The sequence below is a fragment of the Bacillus sp. Root131 genome (assembly GCF_001429475.1).
In the GTDB taxonomy this organism is placed as follows: Bacteria; Bacillota; Bacilli; order Bacillales; family Bacillaceae_G; genus Bacillus_A; species Bacillus_A thuringiensis_S.
The window spans coordinates 1-22,149 of the sequence record NZ_LMJQ01000018.1 but is presented as its reverse complement, the minus strand read 5'-3'; the positions used below and the strand labels follow the sequence as shown (position 1 = coordinate 22,149).

Sequence of the window (22,149 nt, the reverse complement as noted above, 5' to 3'; positions counted from 1 at the left end):
CAACATCGCCATCAAGCTAAGGAAAAGGAGATACCCCCAAACCGAATAAAATAGGGGTATCTCTTTTTATATATCTAACTCTATTTCTTTGCTCATGCAACAGAACTTATATTTCTTTCCACTGTTACAAGCACATGTATCATATATATCCATTGGACGTGTCCGTCCTTTCATCGCTTTTTTCAAATCTGTTAGATCTTCATTTAATTCTAAACTAATGATGTAATAYAAATCATAMTCATCACAAATTGCTGCTATTTTTTCTGCTCGTGCTCTTGTTCCTACTTTTATCATAATCGGATTMTTTTCTGAACCTAATAGACACATAAGCTTTCACCTCTTTTCTTTTYATCTTCATTTTATAAAATAAAGATAAAAAATGGAGGGGAATCCATGAAAAAATCATCTCATTTTAAAGACTTTCGTTTACTTGTAAAAGAATTACAGCGTGTATTTTCATCACACTTTTTAACACATTTGGGGAAAGAAACACAGTTTGTTCAACGTACCAGTAAATTTGGAGCACAAGATTTAGCTGCTTTATGCATAGGAATGGGCCAAGATATTGCAAGTTATTCTTTGACAAGACTATGTGGTGTTTTAGAATCAGAAACAGGTGTCCTTATTAGTCCGGAAGGACTAAATGTACGATTAAACGAAAAAGCAGTAGAATTTTTACGTTCGCTCTTCTCGCAACTCTTACAAAAACAATTATTAGCCACTATATCTCTACCTTCTTCTTTTTCAGAATACTTTCGGCGTATTCGTATTTTAGATGCCACTACATTTCAAATTTCAGATCAACTCGCAGCCGTTTATCCTGGTTCAGGCGGAAGTGGAAAAGCTTCTGGAGTGAAAATACAATTAGAATATGATTTACTGAGTGGTCAATTCTTACATGTTGCATTGGGACCTGCGAAAGAAAATGATGTGAATTACGGCAAAGAAGTTCAACCTACCGTTGATTTACAAGRTCTTTGTATACGGGATTTAGGTTATTTTAGTTTGATCGATCTAGATGGCATCCAACAAAAAGGAGCCTACTATTTATCTCGGCTTAAAATGAATACCAAACTGTTTCAAAAAATGAAGAGGCCCCTATTTTTAAAAATGGAGCAAGTAAGAAAAATATCAATATACAATGATTGATTTAGAAACGATTATGGAACAGTTACAACCAGGGGAATTATATGAAATTCCTGTTGTCTATGTTGGGCGTGACTATCTACTTCCMGTAAGAGCTGTAATGTATAGGCTTACTCCTGATCAGGAAACACAACGTAGAAAAGATCGAGCATACAAAGAAAAAAAGAAAAACATAACGTTTAGTGATCGAACAAAAAAATTACAAGGCATCAATGTATACATTACGAATATTCCATTGGAATATGTTTCTAAAGAAGCTATCCATGAGTTCTACTCTCTTCGTTGGCAAATAGAAATTATCTTTAAAACATGGAAATCTATTTTTCGCATTCATTCCAATACAAATGTGAAGAAAGAACGATTAGAATGTCATATCTATGGAAAATTAATTGCTCTTTTACTYTCTTCTACTGTGATGTTCCAAATGAGACAAGTATTGCTGATAAAAAAACAAAAAGAATTAAGTGAATGGAAAGCTATGTATATGATTCATGATTATTTCCGCGTATTATATCGACAAATACAAGAACAATCGAAGCAACTAATAACAAGTTTTCTTCGTTTATTCCACTTACTTGATAAAAATGGACGAAAATCACATCGTTATCGAAAAAAAACTGTATTTGATATTTTAGGTACTGCATACGAGCAGTATATAGAAAAATAAATCCGCTTAAAAAAATTGTAGCCCGCTAGGGTTATTTCGTATGCACTTTTTTATAAAAAATTTTAATATTGGGTAAAAGATACCCAATATTCCATAGTCGGAGAGGAATTTATACGTATTTTTGTAAGTTCAATTTCGTTAGCTTGATGGCGATGTTGCCGTGAATATTGGGTAAAAGATACCCAATATTCCATAGTCGGAGAGGAATTTATACGTATTTTTGTAAGTTCAATTTCGTTAGCTTGATGGCGATGTTGCCGTACCCCTTCTATAAAAAAGGCGAAGTCTTCAATTAAACCTCGCCTTTACCATGTATATAGAATTATAACAATTATTAGCAGCTTCCGTTTTTTACCTTTTAGGTCTTTAAAAATTAGAACCAATAATTTACTCTTCTTTACAAATTAACTCTACACTTTCTACTTTAAACATCTCTTACGTTTCGCTTATATCAACACGAACTTGATCTGTATCTGGGAAAAGTTCTATGGTTTTCGTTGTGTATTCTATTTGCTCATATACAACTTGTATTATAATCACAAGTTGTATATGAAATCGTTTCTATTGATTTGCATCACCGGAGATTGTCACCGTTCCATTACTCAGACCTTCTTTTTTCGCTGTCACCCGCAATACATATCCATGATCGTGTTTAAGCATATATTTTGTGATACTTGAGCACTCCAATTAGGAATTACTAACACAGGTGTACCATTTATTTGTTGTACGTTTGCATCACCTTTGACATGCCACTCCTCTAGGCCATATTTAAAGTCACCATTTTTAATAAAATTTCGAACGTCATATAGATAAAATGCTTGTTGAATTTGATTATTTAATTCTATATATATATCATAATTATTTCAAATTCATCTGAGTTATTATATCGATTCACATTTATTACCCCCATACTAATGTTTCCAGTGCATTCAATTTACATATAAATTTTTTTATAATAAATAAAAAAATCATCCTCCCCCCCCCTGCTCATATTGTCCGGTTATAGCTTTTCTATCTCTACTTGAAAGGTTAAACGTTCCGATTAAGTTAAATAAGTCATTGTTACCATATTAAAATGTATATCTCCTGAAAATATATTTGTAGAAGAGGATTGTTTTACATTTTTCGATAATAATGTTAGTTGTAAATTTACTGGAATAATTGATGTTATGTTATTCTTATAGGGCACTATAAAGAGCAAACTACAAACATACCTTATTTTATTAGAATCCTGCTCAAGAGGTTTAATATATGAACTTGATTTTCCAACTTCCATATATACACATCTATAAAAAATATTAGAGACTTGTTCCTCTAAAGAAGAATTCCCCTTATTATTTAATACTGTTTGATTTAAAAAAGAATATGTCTTATGCCCCATTTCTGTACTATTCATATTCTCGAAAGAAATTGTTTGATTCATTGTAGAAGTAATCACACAATTCTTCTCATGTTCTAAGTTTTTTTTTACTAGCGAAAAATCAAATTCATCTAAATTATTTTTAAAAACCCTTTCTAACAAAGTAGGATTTATACAAAAATTATTATTTTCTGTTGTGAATATTTTATAAAACACTCCATTTTCTGTCATCAATTATCCTCCAATTTTATCCTAAATATTAATTATAAATTCTACTAAAAGTAAAGCTAATATAAATTGACTTCTAAGCATATGTTTTAAACAATTATTAGAAATTATAAACTCGTATACTCTGTTTCCTCGTCAATAAAATTGAAAAATTCATGATTTTCTACAATTACATAATTATAACTTTTTAAATATTATATATAATTTATATCTATTAGAAATATTAGCGATTAAAATTACAAGAGGAGCCACAATACTCACTCCTCTTGTGCTAACATGACTTCTACTTTAGTAACGGATTAATTTGCGTCGTAAAGGCCGATTCTTTTACTAAAAACAACTGCGATAAATACCACTCTTCTCCAGAATTTAAACTATCTGAAGAAATACTAAATAAAGCATTTGTACTTGAAGTTGTAATCCCTAAATCGTTAAATGTAAATGCATCTGTGACAAAATCCACCCATTCTGGATTAGCATTTGCAGTAAAACTGCCTAGCATTCTATTATTTCCCGAATTCTGAGATTGTACCCGTATTCCAGCAGGTAAGCGATAAGGTACTCTTACCCTGATAATTAATTTATATCTAGTTGCCGTATTAAACCCGGTGTTTAGTCTAATAGAGTACTTAGCTTCATTACTAATGAAAGTACGTGCAAATTTAATACTGCCGTCTGTTGCTTGATCTGGCGTATCTTCTAAAAATGATCTATCTGAAACTTCAGCAAATTGCAGAGCAGGAATTACATAACTATCATTCGTTTCACTTAAATAGTGAGATTTTTTAGAATAAAAGTCCTTAGTATTATCTGGTGCAAACCCTACAATAATATTTTCTGTAGTAGGTGAATCATACTCTATTCTATTATATGTTAGTGTTGTAAGATCGTGATTATATGCAAGTGAGACTCCTCTTGGGCAAGCTGAAATAGCACGAATATAATATCCATCATATGCTAAATAATTTGGTGGTATTGTTCCGGTTCTACTACTTAAAACCGTTTGTGTACCGAGTTTAATGTTCCACCCATATAGAGTAGACTGAAACCACTGTGTGAACTTTACATTTATATCTGCATTTTTAAAAAATAGGTCTGCTGGTGCTGGCGCAGTTAAAATTTGATTTATAATATCTCTAGGCGCTATAGGCTCATTATTTGGATTTTGATAAAAAGTTTGTGTTCTAACTTCCATAATTTCATTGCCATTGTTATCAGCAAAATTAAAATTGTTTGTTCTTCCGTTTCCTATCCATCCTGTAAGCCCAGAACTAGGATCGTATATAGGATGGACGCCACGAATATTTTCTCTTGCTGGTATATCAGCTGGTTCATTAGTGAAAGAATAATTAAATTTAACAGTTGTTAATCTTTGATTAACTTCCCCCATTAATAACTTATAAACTAGTCCTCCCCATTCATTATAATTTACAGGAATTGAGACACCAACATAATCCCATAATGATAGAGAGCTTTGTAATTTTAATCCTTCATATCTCATTAAAGACCAGGCTTCAGCAAATGGAAACACATATAAATTACACATATTCCGGAACGTCAATCCATCTTTAAGACTGACTTTACACAATCTTCCGAACTCTTCTGTGTACATTCTCATTAATCTGGTCCTGTAATCTAATACTTTTTGATTAAATAATTTTATAAATGAATCTACATCAGCTTGAGTAAATCCCCATGCACTCCCTGCTAGGATTCCGTCTTTTAATAAAGTTAAATGAAGTGTACACATTTGAGTAAAAAGTGCTATAGATACTCCTTCATATGTTTGAACCTCAAATTGAGGTAATCGTTGTATTATAGCACCACTTAGATTTAGAAAATAACCCTTGGCTGTTGCAGGGGTAAAACCTGGTTGTTTAATATACGCATCAAATACATCACTAACCTCAATAATCCCCCTATATTCTGCGTTTAATATATTGACTCGATCTTGGCTTAATTTTTGATTTATAAGTGTTTCCACTTCTGTACGAACTTTTTCCATAGTAGCAGGTTGAGAACCTGGGAATATAAGTGATAGTACTTTTGAAAATGCTGCCTTTGCCGCCCATTTCCCTATAGCTGTTGCAAGATATTGTGCGATGGGAGCTACTGCTATTAATGCTGGCGCAATAGTAGGTTCGGTATAATTATTATATAATGGAAAGTCTGTTTCATTAACTATACTTAAAGTATCTAAAGAACTATCTTCCATATAATTCATTCCACCTTTTATTGAATTTTTTTATTTTAAAGGTCATATTTTTATTCATAAATTATGACCTTATTATTCATTTAATAATTAGGGATTTTTTATTTATAGTGAAGTGAAAATTTCCCTTTAATTTTCACCGCGTGACAATCACAATCTCCAATTGGTTCAATGCTCACATCGCAAATTTTTACATTATCACAATTAATATCACAATCTGGCAAACAATCTACACTGCAATACAAAACTTGATCTACGCAGACAGTATCTTGGCAACTCACAGCAATGTTTTCTTTATGTGGATTTGCTGAGCAGGTCATGCATTCATGAATAGGTTCTATTTCTATATTCGATACAAATGAGATGCATCCCTTTACCTTTAATACATGTAAATCTACCTCTGCACATCCACATCCTTCTATAGGAACAACCTTACGGCATTTTTCTTTTGAAACGGATAGACAATCAAGGTTATATACAAATTTCGGATCACAATGGGCAACATATTTAAAACCTTTTGGAATTGAGACTACACAACAAAATGCTATTTTATGTTCCCCTCCTTCACTACAATGGTGATGTTCCTCCTGCACAGATAAATTCTTATTTTCATGATCCTCGAAATCAAAATTCATATTCATATTTATCTTCTCTCCCTTCTATGCAATTTTAAAAAACTTATTCAAATAAGATTTCAAAATATCTTTCTTAAAAATTTAGTACCAATTTCACTATTCTCCTGTTACATAACAAATATATGTTACTTGTATAAAAACGATGCATGTATAAACAAAAATGTATCTTTGACTAAAAAAACAAGATACTATATCATATAGCCATTTGAAAAATCTTCCGATGGATAAGTCTTCTCTGAATAAATGCTACTTATGTATATAAAAATAAGAAATATTGTTTCAAAATAATAAAATCTCATACGAAACTATTTTATGAAAATACATACTCTTAAATTAGATTTCATTTTGGCGATATCCAAACGTATCATTCATACCTAGTTTGCAAAAAGCACTTAAAATTTTATCGTGTTAGGAATCTTTAGCATATGCAAAATAAGGATGTTTTCCTTGTGAGGATAATCTGCAATATCAATATGGAAAGGGATTTAGATCATGTTTAAGTAGAATAGACGTGGCTTACTTTAATTTTTCGATTTCAAATTTTCCAAACTTAAATATGATTGAATGCCTGAGAAAGGTAATAGAGATGTTTTAGTTTATTATGAAGTATTAGGGGCGTCTTTTAAATTCAATCTATCAATTTGTGAAATATATTACTCAAAACCCAATACCATTCTAAAACTTATTCAAAATATATATTGCTTTAAAAGAGCATACATACTAAAAAAACAGGCATCTTTCGAACTATAGCGCATAGAATACTACGGTGAATCAAAAACAAATAAAATTTAGGAGGTATATTCAAGTATACAAAAAAACTTTAGTGTGAGGGGATTTAGATAAAAAGTATTCGTTATCCTTATAAATTAATTCTTAAACATGCACCAATGTATACATTAAATAATATTATGTGAATTAAGTCTATCAATTTAATTTATTATGTTACTTTATATTTGATTAATAATTGCAAGTTTAAAATCATAATTTAATGTTGAAAGGCCACTATTCTAATTAACTTAAGGAGTTGTTTATTTATGGAAAATTTAAATCATTGTCCATTAGAAGATATAAAGGTAAATCCATGGAAAACCCCTCAATCAACAGCAAGGGTTATTACATTACGTGTTGAGGATCCAAATGAAATCAATAATCTTCTTTCTATTAACGAAATTGATAATCCGAATTATATATTGCAAGCAATTATGTTAGCAAATGCATTTCAAAATGCATTAGTTCCCACTTCTACAGATTTTGGTGATGCCCTACGCTTTAGTATGCCAAAAGGTTTAGAAATCGCAAACACAATTACACCGATGGGTGCTGTAGTGAGTTATGTTGATCAAAATGTAACTCAAACGAATAACCAAGTAAGTGTTATGATTAATAAAGTCTTAGAAGTGTTAAAAACTGTATTAGGAGTTGCATTAAGTGGATCTGTAATAGATCAATTAACTGCAGCAGTTACAAATACGTTTACAAATTTAAATACTCAAAAAAATGAAGCATGGATTTTCTGGGGCAAGGAAACTGCTAATCAAACAAATTACACATACAATGTCCTGTTTGCAATCCAAAATGCCCAAACTGGTGGCGTTATGTATTGTGTACCAGTTGGTTTTGAAATTAAAGTATCAGCAGTAAAGGAACAAGTTTTATTTTTCACAATTCAAGATTCTGCGAGCTACAATGTTAACATCCAATCTTTGAAATTTGCACAACCATTAGTTAGCTCAAGTCAGTATCCAATTGCAGATCTTACTAGCGCTATTAATGGAACCCTCTAATCTTAGTAGCTATATTTATTAAATATGGTAATATCACAAGTATAAATACTTGTGGTATTACCTACCATTCTTAAATTATATCCAAAATCATGCGTTAATCTACATTCCCCTTTCTCTAAAATTTGTTCTTCACACATCCACATTTTTCGATAAAACAATCTCTGTTAAAGAATATAAATATCTAAAGTAAAGATTATTTCTTTTCTATTTTAATAGCTCATGAATCGTTTATATATTATATTCGTTTTTAAAAATGTTATTATCTGGGATGTTATTTTATTATTACTAACATTCCAACGTTATATTTTCATAATCCCATTAAATCACAGCAAGGTGTTAAATTAATATGATCAACAGATAAAATATACTATTTCCCTTGTACAGTTACTAAAAAATTCAAGGTATATTTAAAAATCAAAATGTATGTGAACTTTTAATCTGTAACGTTTTATCATTGCGTTTGTAATATAGTATTTTAGAATGATATTTTCATATTTACAGTATATCTACACAAATTAAATGCCGTAAACTATTTAAAACTGTATTACTTTTGCTACGCTTTTTATAAATTTGCATAAAATATAATAATAGCTATAATCAAAATAAAATATACTAATTGATGAAAGGAGATGCCGTACAAGGAATTAATCAATATATTTACTCTAAGAAAGTAGTAGTAGAATACATTAGAAATGAAGTGATATTTAAGAGAAGTCAAAATTGATATTTTAAGTTGACTTAATTTTCAGATAAAAAACCAATACCTAGTGCTACGAACTTGTAATCTTATTAACCTACCCACTATAAAAAATATAAGGATGTTGTAAAATCAAATAAGCATTACCTGCTTTTTTAAATAAGAAACGTATTATGATGCTTAGGTTATTTATTACACTTGCAAAAGAACAAAAAGGTTCAATACTTCATGCTTAATGTACCGTATGTATATAAAATAATATCTACACAAAAAATAATTGGATAAATACTAAAAATCATTTAATATTTAAGCATATATCATGGAAAATACTAATAATATTCTTAAAGAGATCTCTATTAACTTCCAATTATCCGCGACTTTTATTAAATTGAGATATTCCAAATTCTATAGCAATAATATCTTTATTTTAATTACTTTCTCTTTCAGTAATTGCAGTAATACCATTAAATATCTCCGAGATAAGGTGATTTTGAGCCTTTAATAATTGCGGGAATTCCCATGTTTTTTTATGTTATTTTAAACAAATTGTTATTTATTTTTAACCAAAATAAATAACATTATAAATTCAAGGAATTAAGTTCTTTTCTGTATTTGCATTTTAAAACTAGTTAGGAGATTATTATGAAAGAAAACATAAATTTAAATTCTGTTGTATTTAATACACTAAAACAATATGAACAAGCATTCACTATAATGACATTTCGTTTTACAAAAATTGATGAAGATTTTTATTACACCTACATTGATCCTGCTTTAGTAGATAACATGCAACTATCTAAAAAACATTTTATTAACAGAAGGCTACAAGATATATGCATAAATCGCGAAATATTTAATAAAATGTACACCTATTATGAACTAGCATGGAAAAATGAACAATCCAATTTATATATATTTAACCTTAACACGCATATATATATTATTTACTTTAAAAAAATTTATGTTGAAAAGGAAAAAGAGGTAGTGCAGGGGCATTGTATCCCAATAAATCCTAATTCAGAATTACTATCTGCTCTTGATATACCTATAGTCCATAGATTTGATTTTATATAAATGCCCCTATTTTAATACATACGGATTTACGCGTAAGAAAAATTTATGGTTATTTTTCTTACCATTCCAACCAAAGCAGGAGGTTTTCCCTTTAACTTCTGATATAAAATATATACTAATCCATACAATATAATTATTTTTTTCATACTACATGCCAAAACATTATCCTACATCAAGTAATGATTTTTCGAAATAAGGTAATATACCAATCAAAAATATTACTAAAAATACATAGTAACTACCTACATAAAATTTTAGCCGTTTTTTTTCTTTTCTAAAGTTTCACGTAGCTTCCGAATGATTTGTACCACTAATTCTATTTCATCTTCTGTAGCTAATTTACCATCCAAAATTAAATTATATTTTTTCAGTAATTCTTGCGAGTTCAAATTTATGTCTAGGATGAACTCTTTTTCATTTAATTCATCTTCGCACTTTTCATCCAATTCAATCAGATACTGAATATCTATATTATATATAGTTGAAATTTTTTTCAGTATGTTTAGGGAAGGGGTATATATTCCTCGCTCAATTTTAGATAGATTACTGTAATCATAGTTAGTTTTTTTTGCTAAATCCTTTAAAGTATCGCCATTTTTTTTTCTAATTTCTTTAATCCTATTCTTCATATCCTTCCCCCCCTACATAAACCCATTTCTTTTTTACATTTTACCTAATTTTTTCATATTATTTCACTTCAAGCTCTTTATTGGTTCAATTGGAAAAAAATATATAAATTTATGGTATACAAAACCAATTCGAGCAATATACATATATTAACCATGTTTGATTGAAATGGTCTTATTATGCAAAATACCTTCTGCTCTAGATGTTTGAATAATTTGAAGTTTTTCTTCCGATATAGCATAGGGCGATTTCGAAACAATCCAAACATACGGTGAAGTACTAAGTTCATATGTTTTATTTTTGAAATTCCACTCTTCAGCTCCAAAATAATTTATATATCGTTTCAATTTATTTTTCATTAGATCTGAAGAATATCTAGAAAGTTGAATCTCAACAAAAAATGCCATTTTGTTCCACACCATGAAAATATCAGGTTGGATATATCCAGAACCAAACCTTTTTTCTACTACAAAAACAGACGGGGATTTATACTGACAAATACCAATATAAAAATCAACAATAGCTAGGTAATGTTTTATTTTTTGAGAAGTCTTTTTGACACTAGATGGCTCTGGAAAATAGATATATGGCTGTTCATCTATCTTGGCGTCAATATATCCATCTCTCCTCAGCCTTTTTAGCACAAAATTTGCAGATGTAATAGGGTTTTTCACATCAGAAAACAACAAACGAACAATTTGATCCCTAGTCATACATTTAAAGAGATCCAAAGCTTGTATAATTTTCTTATCGCGTGATCTTAACACCATTTCTCCCCCTCAAAATATATTGTTTATATTAGAAACAATTTCTACAAACTCTAATTTCACAAGATTCATAGAATGAAAACAAAAGTAGGTGCTACTTTTGTAGAGTATATGTCAAAAATATAATTGGTATTCTTTTTAAATCGAAATTCCGAAAATAAAAATTAGAATATTATATTTTAAGTGAACTTAGATTCTTATTTATAACAGGAATATATCTTATTAGTAATTCCCTAAAGTTCTAATATTCTAATTATTTGATTATTCCTCGAAATTACAATATAGTATTGAAAGTATAAACATACAAATAAAATAAACTAAAATTTATATTAACATAGAAATATTTATCTTCAAATCAAGATAACTCACAAAAATCTGTTAACTATAAACAAGTCTCTGTTTATCAGCACATCCTGAACCACTTAAAAATGAAGTATAACTTGCCTAAAAATATTTAAACAAATACGCTCTTAGTAATTAAAACTGCCATTCTAGATGATTTAATCTGCCTTTTCCACTGATTATACAAATTACTTTCATGAATTAAGAGATTATAAGGTTTTTAAAGACCCAATGCTAGTCTTTTATTTTTATTATAATATTATTAGTTTATATTTATATAACTAACTTGTTTATTGATTAATTTTCCATTCCTCCGAAAGTTCCCCCTATGTATTTTTTTCCATTAACTTCTTAAACATTTCTAATCTTTTGTACTTAAAAAAATCATACATATGAACGAGAAAAAAATAGGAGTGCATGCCATTATTATAGAAAATAAAGAAAGAAATACATTCGTCACAAAGAAGCAATTCAAACAGATGTTTCTAGAACATGGTCTTAAGGTCTGACGTTAGGATCTTAAGCAACACTATTTTATTCTATACAAAAAACACTAATATATACAGACACTCATTATAAGATTCATTTTTAACAGATTCTCCAAAAGGATTCTCCTTTCTCGAGCAGGTGCAGGGCAATAACTCAGCGATAAGTTTCAATTTGGCATAATCAAACAACATCTAGTTTCACTATAGACTTCTAATTCTTATATAATTAGTTTTATTAAATTATAAGGGTTGATATAGCACTGAAATTTGATAATAATAGCCATTTGTAATTGCTATTGTATTAGTTATAAAACACCGAAAATATGTGTGTGATGATATATCAGACTATGAAAAATCCATAGATATCTAATTATTCAAGAAACAAAATGTAAAATTAGTAGAATAGACTTATGATGTTGAACAGATACATATCTTGTTTGAGGCGACATCATAATTAAAAAATGAAAAATTTCATTAATGCATATAAATATGAATTTTTCATTTATAAATAGAATCTCTCATGGAGTAAGAAAGAAACTTTAGAGAAAATTGTTTTGATCGAGAGGTTTTTGTTTAATTACTACAGAAGGGGCACCAATAGATGTAGTAGAGTACTATATTAAAAATCAACGTAAAAAGTATGGGTTAGTAAATGTTAAAACTATACAAATATTATGAACAACGAGTGTGTACAGCTTGTTACAAGAAATACTTACTGGTATTATCAAGTCTTATCGAGAACCACTAGATAAACCTATCAAAGTGATGACTGTTATAGCTTTAATAGAATATATTTTATTCCTATAAACTGTAGTCGCACGTAGATGTTCATCGTGGCAAGCAGCCAATTCTACTTTGAAAAATCGTTTGAATAGCATCTATTTATTCAACTTAGTACTTAGAACTAATTAAATACAAAAAATAATTACAGATTTTGTGAATTAAACAATTACTTACAAGACCCAAGTGAAACTTTAAGGATGGGAGACATAGAAGAATCAGTAAGTTCTTGCAAATTGTTCTCAAAGTAGAAGGAGTAATACTACACTGCCCTCTCAAAAGTCAGTAATACCAAAATTTCTGTTTGCCTTTGCTGGTAAAATCCCTACTTCCACCAGTTAATTGAGTTTTTTAGTGCCGCACCTCTCTATTGTATAAGAGCATGTTGGTTTAAACCAAAAACTAATAAACAAAACTAACGAACAAATAATCGTATTATTGTGAGATATTTAGAAGCTATATATCCTTGATCAAACTAATATTTTGTACCATGTATCACGATGAAAATATTAGCTTCAGAGTAAATATAATAACACAACCATGTACATCATTAACTAAATAATTCTCCCTCTTCTCTCTCAGTATATCAAATACTGTATTGTAAATATTATAGTCTCCACAACTTCCACCATTTTTTATCTTGCCTACTATTGAATCCTTCCGTTTCCTGAAACTTTAACAATAATTTTTGCTGTCTTTTTGTTAATACATCCTCAATATATTCTTTTTGTTTTTCAAATTCGTGTAATAATCCATCATACTTTCTATTTAAATCGTTCAAACCTGAATTCATATGTATTAAAGTCTCTGTAACATTAAGTACCATAGACTTTTCATTTTCATTAATATTTATTTTGGGTAAGATATGTACAGAACAGAGCACATCCTCTATTTGCTCTGTCGTTTTTCCTTCCTGATAATACAATCGTATTTTTAATAAAATATGAATGTATTCCTTAGAAATCAAGTAGTTTTTTCCCTGTTTTTTTACCCTTAAGTGATGACCGTGCATTCTAATATAGCGTCTTATGATTACATATGAAATTTCTGTTACCTTTTCAACTTCGATAATTGTCATCCAATTATTAATCATTGCATTACTCACCTTTCAAAAAAAATTTTTTTAGATTTTTGCTATAATTAATATTTGAAGTTCTATTCTTAATTTTACTATTGGTACATAATTATTTAGGTACATTTTCTTTTAGATTTTTTTTATATTCAACTCTATTCAACAATTCATATGGAATGAATTTTCTTGTATGATGAGATGCAACAAACTCCTCATATATTGGATGCCAAATAATGATATACTTTTCTTCTTTATATCGAACCTCATCAAATTGACGTAGAAATACTCCATTTTTATCATTCTGATTAATATCTATTGCACCCAACCTTAATTTATCTCGAAATGTATCCATCTAAACCTCCTAAATTTTTATTTTGATAAATATAATTTGCTATTATTACCAAAAATCCTTTTATATTTTTTCGACATATTTCTCTCACTTATGATTATACTCATTTCCTTTGCTATTTCTTTAGATACATAAACTGATTGAATATCGTTCAATCAGTTATTTACCAAAATTAATATTAATAAAAATATACAGATTTGTTAAATAAACCAATTTTTAATATTTAAATATTAAAAATTAAATACCCCAGTTCTACAGATGTTTATTCATTAAAGTTAAATCCAAAACAAAAGCTAAGGAATAAAGTTCCTCAGCTTTTGTTTTGGATTTTTAAAAAAGTACAACGATTACGAAAACAAACGACTACTTATTTTTATTGCACCTTTTAAAAACTATATTCATTATTTAATTAGGTTATACTTAGCAAGCACCCTCTTGTGTTCCTTTTATTATACAGCTCTTTCTCATATACTTATATTAAGCCAAGATGAAAAATATGTTAGATTACAAAAGGCAATAAATTTATAATAAATTCACTACCTCTTGTCTCTCTATCCACTTATCTAACTTATTTTTCGTATCGTCATTTAATCTTTTTCTTTTTCCAGATAACATTCTTGAAAGTGTTGAATATGAAATCTCAATTTCTTTTGCAAACTCACGTATACTTTTATTATTCTTCTCTTTGTACGTGTTCATCTTTTCGATATAAAATTCAATGCTATTAGGGTTCTCTTGATTTAATATACTAATTGTCTCCTCTTCAATAACTGGTTGCTTTCCTTCTATTTCAATGAAAAATGGTACCTGTTTCCTACTTTTCTTAATAATTAACTCTTGTTGTAATTTAACAAGCTCATTTGTAGGAGAAATAATTATTTTTAACTTTAACCAATAGTTTTCAAACCAATTTTTCCCCTTACATTTCTCTTCATCTATTTCAGGAGAGTATTTCCACTCTTGAATTACTTGGTCTCTCATAAGGTCATCTAAAGTCTTTTCAAAAACTTGTCTGATTAGACTTGGCTTTCTTTTCATACTTATCTCCATTACCTGTAAAACTCCTTTGGGACCACCAATACTATATGAATGTGTTAAATGTTGATATGATTGTTGAATACGCCAACGCCAACTTAAATATCTTGTCAACCTTTTATGATACCTCTGTTGTTTACTGTTATACTCTAATGCCTTTTTAGATAATAAACCTGTCAGTTTTTCAGAACCGTATAGATATTTCGATAAAAAACTACCTGGTGTAACGTTCATGCTCTCTATACCTAATGTTTTATCTGTATCAACATCTTTTGCAATAATAATTTCGTCCATTACAAATAATCTTCTAATTCTTTGCTTTTTATAAGCTAAAGTTTCATTTGGATCCTCTTCATTTAAAATCACTATCTCATTATCTTCATTTACATAAATAAAAATACTAGCAAGAGCAGCTAAACGCTCCATAATTTTTAATCTGTCTTCTTTTCGATAATAAGTTTTACCGTTCTTAATTTGTTTCATATTACACATATCTAGGATTTGTTCGTAATGTACAGGCACAATGGTCTTATCATTTTCCGCACTCTTTACCCATAGTTCTGTTACAATATCTAGGCAGTCCGCCGTCAAATCATCCATTACTCTAGTTAAAAATGTAGAATCAATTAGCGTATTCCACTTTTTCAACTCCTCTCTCTGTAATTTCATATCACCATCATCGCGAGAAGATACTACCACAAGACTATTTTGTTTATCCGGTAACTGAGCAATACGACCTTCCTTATCTTGGTCATCTGCAAACTTATTCTTGGCAATTGTATCTGATAAATGATACATAAATCCTGCATTACTTCGTTCTATATATTCACTTTTAGGTCCTGAATTTAAAGGTAATTCTTTTGTGAAAACAGGCAGTTTAACTCCAAATTCCATTAATAAGTCATATCTTAGGCATTCGTAAATTTCTTCCTTATGATTATCTAATTTAGGGAGAATATCTATTGCAGATAATCCTAAGGCTTCTTTTTTAGAAACCCATTTTACTAGCCTTTCGAAAGTCTGTGATGAATAAGTTGAGTTATATATTTTTTGTAGATCTTTTTCCACATCTTGATAAAATCTTTGCCATTTATTTAAAATCTTATCATTCCCCTTTACCCCAGTAAATAAAGGATACGCTATATATAAAGTGTTTTGAAATAGTACTTTTAACTTCTCCACTAATAATCCTCCTAATTGCTTCTAATACAATTATACCAATTGCTACTAATCATTCATACCATTTTCCAAGACAATTGTATGTACTTATTTTTCTTATTCTAGATTTTGAAGATTAATTCTCCTTGTTCATTTTTTAGAGTTAAGCTTAGAAAGTTCTGAGACAGAATTTTTCACCTATCAAAAAGATGTGATTTTTTGTAAAATTGGCAATATTTCGCCCGATTTCATACCCTTCTTATCAAAAAAGCAACGCTTTTCCCAAGTTGCGTACCTATTATCTTTAATAAGCAACATTTTACATTTAAATCTACAGATATACATTAAAAATAAGCAACGTTTTTCCCAAGTTGCGTACCTATTTCGCTAGATAAATCACTACTATCCCTTTGTATATCAAGGAATTTAAGAAATTCAATAAAAAATTATATATATTTTTATAGCGACCTTTCCCAAGTCGCGTACCTATTTTTCAAAAAAAGTAGCAACACTCTTCCCACATTGCGTACCTAAAAATAATAGATGAACTTAGAGAATAGTGTTATTAAAGGATTTCTTTTAATTTTTACTTAATAAAGTCTCATCAAATAAGAGCAACACCCTTCCCAAGTCGCGTACCAAAAAAAAAAAAAAAAAAAATGCAAATCCCTTGTAGCTCTAAGAATCATAAAGTGTTGCTTTTTTTTAAAATCTCTCTTAAAGGGCGCATTTTTGCAAAATTTATTTTGCTATAATCAAAATTGGTATATTTTACAGTATTTTAGCATATGTTTCTGAATTTGCAGAACGGAGGTGAAAAAGATGGGGAAATCATTTATTATTCAAAATCAGCGTAGCTTAAATGGAAAAACAACAAATGCTGTTGTAGTCACATTAAAATCTTGGCAGAAATTTGTTGCAGCGTTTGAGGAGAAATACTACAGCTATAAAGATACATATTTGGAAGATATTCTGCAGCACATGACATACGAAGAACGTATTGCTGATGTAGAAGGCTTTGTCGAAAAAGCTAAACCATCTTTTTCACGTCGCGCAATGTCTACACTTGCAGAAAAAACTGGAAGAAAGCATAAATTATACGGCATTACAAATGCTGATCTCGAAGTATTCTTATATCTGCATAAGAAATGCTTTACTAATGGTGTCATTCCCAATGTAACCATACATATGATGTGGGAAGATTACAAGCAATATAAAGAAGAATTTGCTTATATCCAACACTCTCAATTCTATATCGCATTAAAGAAATTAAACTTACATAATATTATCTCCATTGAAAACGGACTAGATGGTCGTTATACAATTAAACTCACTCATTTTATGAATGAGGAAACAGAAAAAGCAAATCCGTATGTATATATTAGTCCTGTTATATTTACAAAGGATTTCTTTAAGCTATCTATAGCAGCTAAGAAACTTTTCTTAGACATTGCGATGCAACAACATACGGAAACAACATTAAAGCGTTCTTTGGACAAGCAGGACGAAAGAGGAAACAAAACTCACTTCGGTGGGATGTATCGTTTCTTACATAAAAAATATCCGCATCAGATCCGTGCGGTTATCGAGGAATTAACAACTGCATTACCATGTACGGGGAATCCCCTATTCAAAATTTGTAAAATGCAAAAAGGTGTAAAGCATACAAAACGATATACGACGTTATATCTGTCTATCCATTCAGACTTCTTATGTTCGAAAGAAGCTGGAGAAGAACAACATAGGGATCCATTTACACCAAAAGCTACCTATGCTAGAAAAGCAAAATTTATCGAAGCAGTCTTACAAGAAATGAATATCGGTGAACTGTCTGCAGACATGAATAAATTCATTCATGTATTAAAGTATACTTGTCATCGTCAAATTCGCAGTGTAATTCGCGGACTACGTGACATGGTTGATCGAAAAGAAGGATATCCAACGAAAATTGTATATACATTGAAGAAACTATTGCATCAAACATCTCAATATCAAATTCTCGATACAGCAGCAAAAGAAGGTATCTATCCTCTTATTGCGCAGCATATACCAAAAGAGAGAAATAGTGACCGTGAGCAAGCTGTCTTTAATTTTGGTCTACATTATTCTATGTACTCTCTTCATAACATTAAGAGAATGTTTAAGAATGTGCATGCACTACTGAAGCAGAAATTTGCAGTACCAGTGACGGAAGAGTCTTATTACCGTAATTATCTAAAATACCAGGAAGAAACGTTATTTAGAAAATATGCATATGATCAGGGTGTTAATCTCCATGCATATATCGCTTTAGAAATTGAAATGCGTGAAAAACTAAAAGTTCGTGGTCATAAAGAACGCACGATTCCAAGTGATGTTCGTGAATGGTTTATCGAGGCAATTGATAAGCTGCCACAAGAAAAACTTCGTGTTATTGAACTACCAAAGCAGTTTAATTTACTAGAGTTTATGCGTACCTTCGAACGTTTAGTACGTGCTGGAGTAACAATAACAGCTCCAGATCAGGTGCTACACGCAATGGAAATAAAATAATAGTAATGAGCTCTCTATTTTTGAAAAAATCGAAAGTGGAGGGCTATTCGTGTTTGTTTCATTAACACCCCTTTTCTACTACTCTATTTATACATACCAAATCAGAAGGACTTCATGTAAAATGGAGTCTTTTTTTATGCAATTCTATACAAATTCAATTCTAGCAATATATAACTCTCCACATAACGTCAGGGAGTATTCTTCTAATCTATTAAAACCTATCTTATAATACCTACAAAAAATCATAAGGAAAATTATAAAAATAGTGGATATGCGGACATATATGATTCGATGTGAATATAATATTTCTAAAAACATTGTAATTACTAATGTTGTTGTATTTATCTAATAAAAATCATCAATAAAAATGTGAGTTATGTATAAACACTGATTAATGTTAACAAATAGTAGTCTAATCTGGATAAAATGTGGATAATTGTACGTTAGATATTGCTGTATTTAACAAAATAAAGAAAATAAAGCCTATTTCTATAGTTGGATAAATATAAAGTGATTTGTATCAATTTCTTTCCGATTTCATGTAGAAACATATAATTCTCTTTCTGCTTTTTTGTAGAATTGATAGTCTAATAATCATTGAATTTCCGTATACATTTTCTACTATTTATGATTTTTTACGTTCTAACATCAAATTTTCCCTTGTGGGAGTAGGTCTTTCCCCTATTTTTGATAACCTATAATAGTTTTATCTTTATTTTTTTTTTAATATATAAGATATATATTTATAATAGATTTTTAATACAGCTAGTATGCTTGTTAATAAAATGTCCGACCTAATTGAAAATATATGTAAATTCCGTTATAATAATGGTAATTAAACATATCATTACCCACATAAAAAAGGACAAACCTACGTATCCCTACCAGGGCGAGGTTTGTCCTTTTTTATTTTAATAAACAATTCATATTGGGAGGATTAAACATGGCTGTACTAAAAGATTCGAATTACATAGAAATGAATACTTATAACGAGATTGGATTTTTCAAAGGGATATTTTGGGGACTAATCTTTGTAGTTCCCTTTTGGAGTATTATGATAGCCACATTCATTTGGCTTTGTAAATAATAATCAACATATCAAAAAAGCAAAGGGCGGTAGCAGGTCTTTCACTTATTTTCTGTTATAATATATCCTAAGAAATTAGGTGATTATAATGAGCAAAAACATTAATTTAGAAGAAACATTAGCAGCCTTTTCTGCTTATTTAATAGAAAAAGGACGGAAACAATCCACGATTAAACGTTATGCTTACGATATTAAAGATTTTTATAAGTGGTTAAGAGCAAATAAAAAACTTCTACATATCAAATCATGGAGTGAACTTTCTGAAGCGGATTATCAGACGTATTTCTCTGAGTTAGAAGACAAGCGTAAATATTCTCAGAAAACAAGACACAGAATATGGGTGGTTTTAAAGAAGTTACACATGTTTTTATGCATAGTTAGTCCATTGGATGGTATTAATCTCTCTTTGATTCCTGATCAATCACTAAATGATAATGATTTTATTACCGAAATGGAAGAAAAGCTTTTAAAACAAACTGTCCTATCAACAAAAGGGCTAACGGAAAGACAAGCTAAATATCGCCCTCTTATTATGGATAGAAACGTTTGTATTATAAATTTAGTAGTAAACTATGGGTTGTCTTTGCAAGAGCTTGTATCGCTTAATATGAGCCATATAAACTTTGCTAGAAATATCTGGTGTTATGTCAAGAAAATAGACACATTAAACAGAGACATTTTATTCGTTAAGCAGCTTGAGATTGTTGCTTTTCATAGAACCTCTTTTTAAATTGAATCGGTGATACATACTTCAGTGCAGAATGGCTACGTTTTCGATTGTAAAACACTTCAATATATTTAAAAATACTGGATTTCGCTTCGTCTCGCGTTCTATATTTTTTCGGATAGACCCATTCTTTTTTTTATACACTATGAAAAGATTCAATCACTGCGTTATCATAACAATTTCCTTTACGGCTCATACTTACTTGGAATTTTTCCTTTTTTAAGATTTTTTGATATTCATGAGAAGCATATTGGCGGTTCTGGTGCAAATAATGGACAAACGCAAAAAAAGGCATAGATTCCTTCTGGAATCCACTCCTAAGCAGTTAATCCAAATAACTGATGAATACATCTATTCTGATTTAAAAAAGGCATAGATTCCTTCTGGAATCCACTCCTAAGCAGTTAATCCAAATAACTGATGAATACATCTATTCTGATTTTGGGCAGATTGTGCCCTTAATTTGAGTTGACCTTTTTTGACCATATGCATGGCTTCTATTCCAGCAATCATTTTTACAGCTGTTTGCATCGATTTCAAACCAAGCATATTCMGAATTCGTTTTTTTATAAATCGATGGTCTTGTTCAATCATGTTGTTTAAATATTTTTTAACCCGAAGTGGCATACCATATGGTATGCTTTTTTCATTTTTTAATTCTCGTATCGCAACGGGATAGGCTTTATTACCATCAACAGTGATTACACGAGGTTTTGTGACATGAAAAGAAGCCAAGGCTTTCTTTAAAAAGCACTTGGCAGCCTTCGCATCTCGTTTCTTACTCAAATAAAAATCAAGCGTGTTTCCTTCGGAATCAACAGCACGGTATAAGTACANTTGTGACATGAAAAGAAGCCAAGGCTTTCTTTAAAAAGCACTTGGCAGCCTTCGCATCTCGTTTCTTACTCAAATAAAAATCAAGCGTGTTTCCTTCGGAATCAACAGCACGGTATAAGTACATGTTTTCACCTTTGATTTTGATATAGGTTTCATCCAYTCTCCAAGAATCATTCGTTCGTTTCAAATGTTTTCGAATCCGCTCATTTAATTCGGGTCCATATTGGTGAACCCAACGCATAATGGTGGTATGGGACAAAGATAACCCTCGTTCTTCCATCATTTCCACCAAATCACGAAAGCTTAGGTTRTACCGCAGGTACCAGCGTACAGTCCACAAAATCATGTCTGCTTGATAATGTTTCCATTTGAATATGTTTTCTTTTTCCATCCTGATCACGCACCTTTTTTAAGTAGTAATACCAGTATGGCCAAGTTTGAAAGAATATTTTCAAATCATTTAGCTTTTTTGCACCAGAACCTACATTTGAAGGTTGGTAAATTTACTACGAAACGTTCTGAATTTCGAAAACGCGGTCTTTCAA

The 22,149-nt window shown here is 30.0% G+C and carries 13 protein-coding genes and 7 pseudogenes; 7 read left to right on the top strand and 13 right to left on the bottom strand.

What is annotated here, in order from left to right:
* Positions 1 to 66: 66 nt before the first annotated feature.
* Positions 67 to 327: an SEC-C domain-containing protein gene (locus ASE54_RS24060; protein ID WP_057187509.1), complete on the bottom strand. Its 261-nt coding sequence runs from the start codon at positions 325 to 327 to the stop codon at positions 67 to 69.
* A 66-nt stretch (positions 328 to 393) separates the two neighbouring features.
* Between ASE54_RS24060 and ASE54_RS24055 the strand changes: the two are divergent.
* Positions 394 to 1,813, top strand: a pseudogene (locus ASE54_RS24055) (IS4 family transposase).
* A gap of 561 nt (positions 1,814 to 2,374) precedes the next feature.
* On the opposite strand, the pseudogene ASE54_RS37645 reads toward ASE54_RS24055, so the two are convergent.
* The 4 genes and pseudogenes from ASE54_RS37645 to ASE54_RS24040 form a co-directional block, all read right to left on the bottom strand.
* A pseudogene (locus ASE54_RS37645) lies at positions 2,375 to 2,601 on the bottom strand (hypothetical protein).
* A gap of 254 nt (positions 2,602 to 2,855) precedes the next feature.
* Positions 2,856 to 3,404, bottom strand: a complete 549-nt coding sequence (locus ASE54_RS24050) for a P21 chaperone (RefSeq protein ID WP_000138229.1) — start codon at positions 3,402 to 3,404, stop codon at positions 2,856 to 2,858.
* Between the two features lie 280 nt (positions 3,405 to 3,684).
* Positions 3,685 to 5,616, bottom strand: coding sequence for a pesticidal crystal protein Cry11Aa (cry11Aa, locus tag ASE54_RS24045; protein ID WP_000390241.1), 1,932 nt, complete (start codon positions 5,614 to 5,616; stop codon positions 3,685 to 3,687).
* A gap of 98 nt (positions 5,617 to 5,714) precedes the next feature.
* Positions 5,715 to 6,254, bottom strand: a complete 540-nt coding sequence (locus tag ASE54_RS24040; protein WP_001056902.1) for an ABC transporter permease — start codon at positions 6,252 to 6,254, stop codon at positions 5,715 to 5,717.
* A gap of 1,028 nt (positions 6,255 to 7,282) precedes the next feature.
* Here ASE54_RS24040 and ASE54_RS24035 point away from each other — a divergent pair.
* A complete protein-coding gene (locus ASE54_RS24035) occupies positions 7,283 to 8,032 on the top strand; it encodes a type-1Aa cytolytic delta-endotoxin (RefSeq protein WP_000429377.1) in 750 nt (249 codons plus the stop codon).
* A 1,339-nt stretch (positions 8,033 to 9,371) separates the two neighbouring features.
* The gene (locus tag ASE54_RS24030) at positions 9,372 to 9,803 is read left to right on the top strand and encodes a hypothetical protein (RefSeq protein ID WP_000662056.1); all 432 of its coding nucleotides are present in this window, start codon (positions 9,372 to 9,374) and stop codon (positions 9,801 to 9,803) included.
* 254 nt (positions 9,804 to 10,057) lie between these two features.
* On the opposite strand, the gene ASE54_RS24025 is transcribed toward ASE54_RS24030, so the two are convergent.
* A complete protein-coding gene (locus ASE54_RS24025) occupies positions 10,058 to 10,432 on the bottom strand; it encodes a helix-turn-helix transcriptional regulator (RefSeq protein WP_000797242.1) in 375 nt (124 codons plus the stop codon).
* A gap of 147 nt (positions 10,433 to 10,579) precedes the next feature.
* Complete coding sequence (locus ASE54_RS24020) at positions 10,580 to 11,197, bottom strand: replication-relaxation family protein (protein WP_000946482.1); 618 nt, start codon at positions 11,195 to 11,197, stop codon at positions 10,580 to 10,582.
* A 1,120-nt stretch (positions 11,198 to 12,317) separates the two neighbouring features.
* Between ASE54_RS24020 and ASE54_RS37215 the strand changes: the two are divergent.
* Positions 12,318 to 12,705, top strand: a pseudogene (locus tag ASE54_RS37215) (transposase).
* A gap of 709 nt (positions 12,706 to 13,414) precedes the next feature.
* Here ASE54_RS37215 and ASE54_RS24015 read toward each other — a convergent pair.
* The 3 genes from ASE54_RS24015 to ASE54_RS24005 form a co-directional block, all read right to left on the bottom strand.
* On the bottom strand, positions 13,415 to 13,900 hold the full coding sequence (locus tag ASE54_RS24015) for a hypothetical protein (RefSeq protein ID WP_000609617.1): 486 nt from the start codon (positions 13,898 to 13,900) through the stop codon (positions 13,415 to 13,417).
* Between the two features lie 91 nt (positions 13,901 to 13,991).
* Positions 13,992 to 14,231, bottom strand: coding sequence for a hypothetical protein (locus ASE54_RS24010; protein WP_000379360.1), 240 nt, complete (start codon positions 14,229 to 14,231; stop codon positions 13,992 to 13,994).
* A gap of 519 nt (positions 14,232 to 14,750) precedes the next feature.
* Positions 14,751 to 16,445, bottom strand: coding sequence for a helix-turn-helix transcriptional regulator (locus ASE54_RS24005; RefSeq protein WP_000413207.1), 1,695 nt, complete (start codon positions 16,443 to 16,445; stop codon positions 14,751 to 14,753).
* Between the two features lie 798 nt (positions 16,446 to 17,243).
* On the opposite strand from ASE54_RS24005, the gene ASE54_RS24000 reads away from it, so the two are divergent.
* From ASE54_RS24000 to ASE54_RS23995, 3 genes and pseudogenes are all read left to right on the top strand, one after another.
* Entirely contained in the window at positions 17,244 to 18,953 is a 1,710-nt protein-coding gene (locus ASE54_RS24000; RefSeq protein ID WP_000520211.1) for a hypothetical protein, read from the top strand.
* A gap of 943 nt (positions 18,954 to 19,896) precedes the next feature.
* On the top strand, positions 19,897 to 20,040 hold the full coding sequence (locus tag ASE54_RS36495) for a hypothetical protein (RefSeq protein ID WP_000279634.1): 144 nt from the start codon (positions 19,897 to 19,899) through the stop codon (positions 20,038 to 20,040).
* Between the two features lie 88 nt (positions 20,041 to 20,128).
* Positions 20,129 to 20,677: pseudogene (locus tag ASE54_RS23995) on the top strand (site-specific integrase); the annotation flags it as partial.
* A gap of 232 nt (positions 20,678 to 20,909) precedes the next feature.
* Here the strand turns inward: ASE54_RS23995 and ASE54_RS23990 are convergent.
* The 3 pseudogenes from ASE54_RS23990 to ASE54_RS23980 all read right to left on the bottom strand — a co-directional run.
* Positions 20,910 to 21,020: pseudogene (locus ASE54_RS23990) on the bottom strand (IS3 family transposase); the annotation flags it as partial.
* Positions 21,021 to 21,163: 143 nt separating this feature from the next.
* A pseudogene (locus ASE54_RS23985) lies at positions 21,164 to 21,603 on the bottom strand (IS6-like element IS240A family transposase); the annotation flags it as partial.
* Between the two features lies 1 nt (position 21,604).
* Positions 21,605 to 21,995: pseudogene (locus ASE54_RS23980) on the bottom strand (IS6-like element IS240A family transposase); the annotation flags it as partial.
* Positions 21,996 to 22,149 lie beyond the last annotated feature (154 nt).

Coding starts and splice junctions, on each gene's coding strand:
- ASE54_RS24025 (WP_000797242.1), bottom strand. CDS start 10,432: ATGAAGAATAGGATTAAAGAAATTAGAAAAAAAAATGGCGATACTTTA.
- ASE54_RS24010 (WP_000379360.1), bottom strand. CDS start 14,231: ATGGATACATTTCGAGATAAATTAAGGTTGGGTGCAATAGATATTAAT.
- ASE54_RS24035 (WP_000429377.1), top strand. CDS start 7,283: ATGGAAAATTTAAATCATTGTCCATTAGAAGATATAAAGGTAAATCCA.
- ASE54_RS24050 (WP_000138229.1), bottom strand. CDS start 3,404: ATGACAGAAAATGGAGTGTTTTATAAAATATTCACAACAGAAAATAAT.
- ASE54_RS24015 (WP_000609617.1), bottom strand. CDS start 13,900: ATGATTAATAATTGGATGACAATTATCGAAGTTGAAAAGGTAACAGAA.
- ASE54_RS24040 (WP_001056902.1), bottom strand. CDS start 6,254: ATGAATATGAATTTTGATTTCGAGGATCATGAAAATAAGAATTTATCT.
- ASE54_RS24000 (WP_000520211.1), top strand. CDS start 17,244: ATGGGGAAATCATTTATTATTCAAAATCAGCGTAGCTTAAATGGAAAA.
- ASE54_RS36495 (WP_000279634.1), top strand. CDS start 19,897: ATGGCTGTACTAAAAGATTCGAATTACATAGAAATGAATACTTATAAC.
- ASE54_RS24030 (WP_000662056.1), top strand. CDS start 9,372: ATGAAAGAAAACATAAATTTAAATTCTGTTGTATTTAATACACTAAAA.
- cry11Aa (WP_000390241.1), bottom strand. CDS start 5,616: ATGGAAGATAGTTCTTTAGATACTTTAAGTATAGTTAATGAAACAGAC.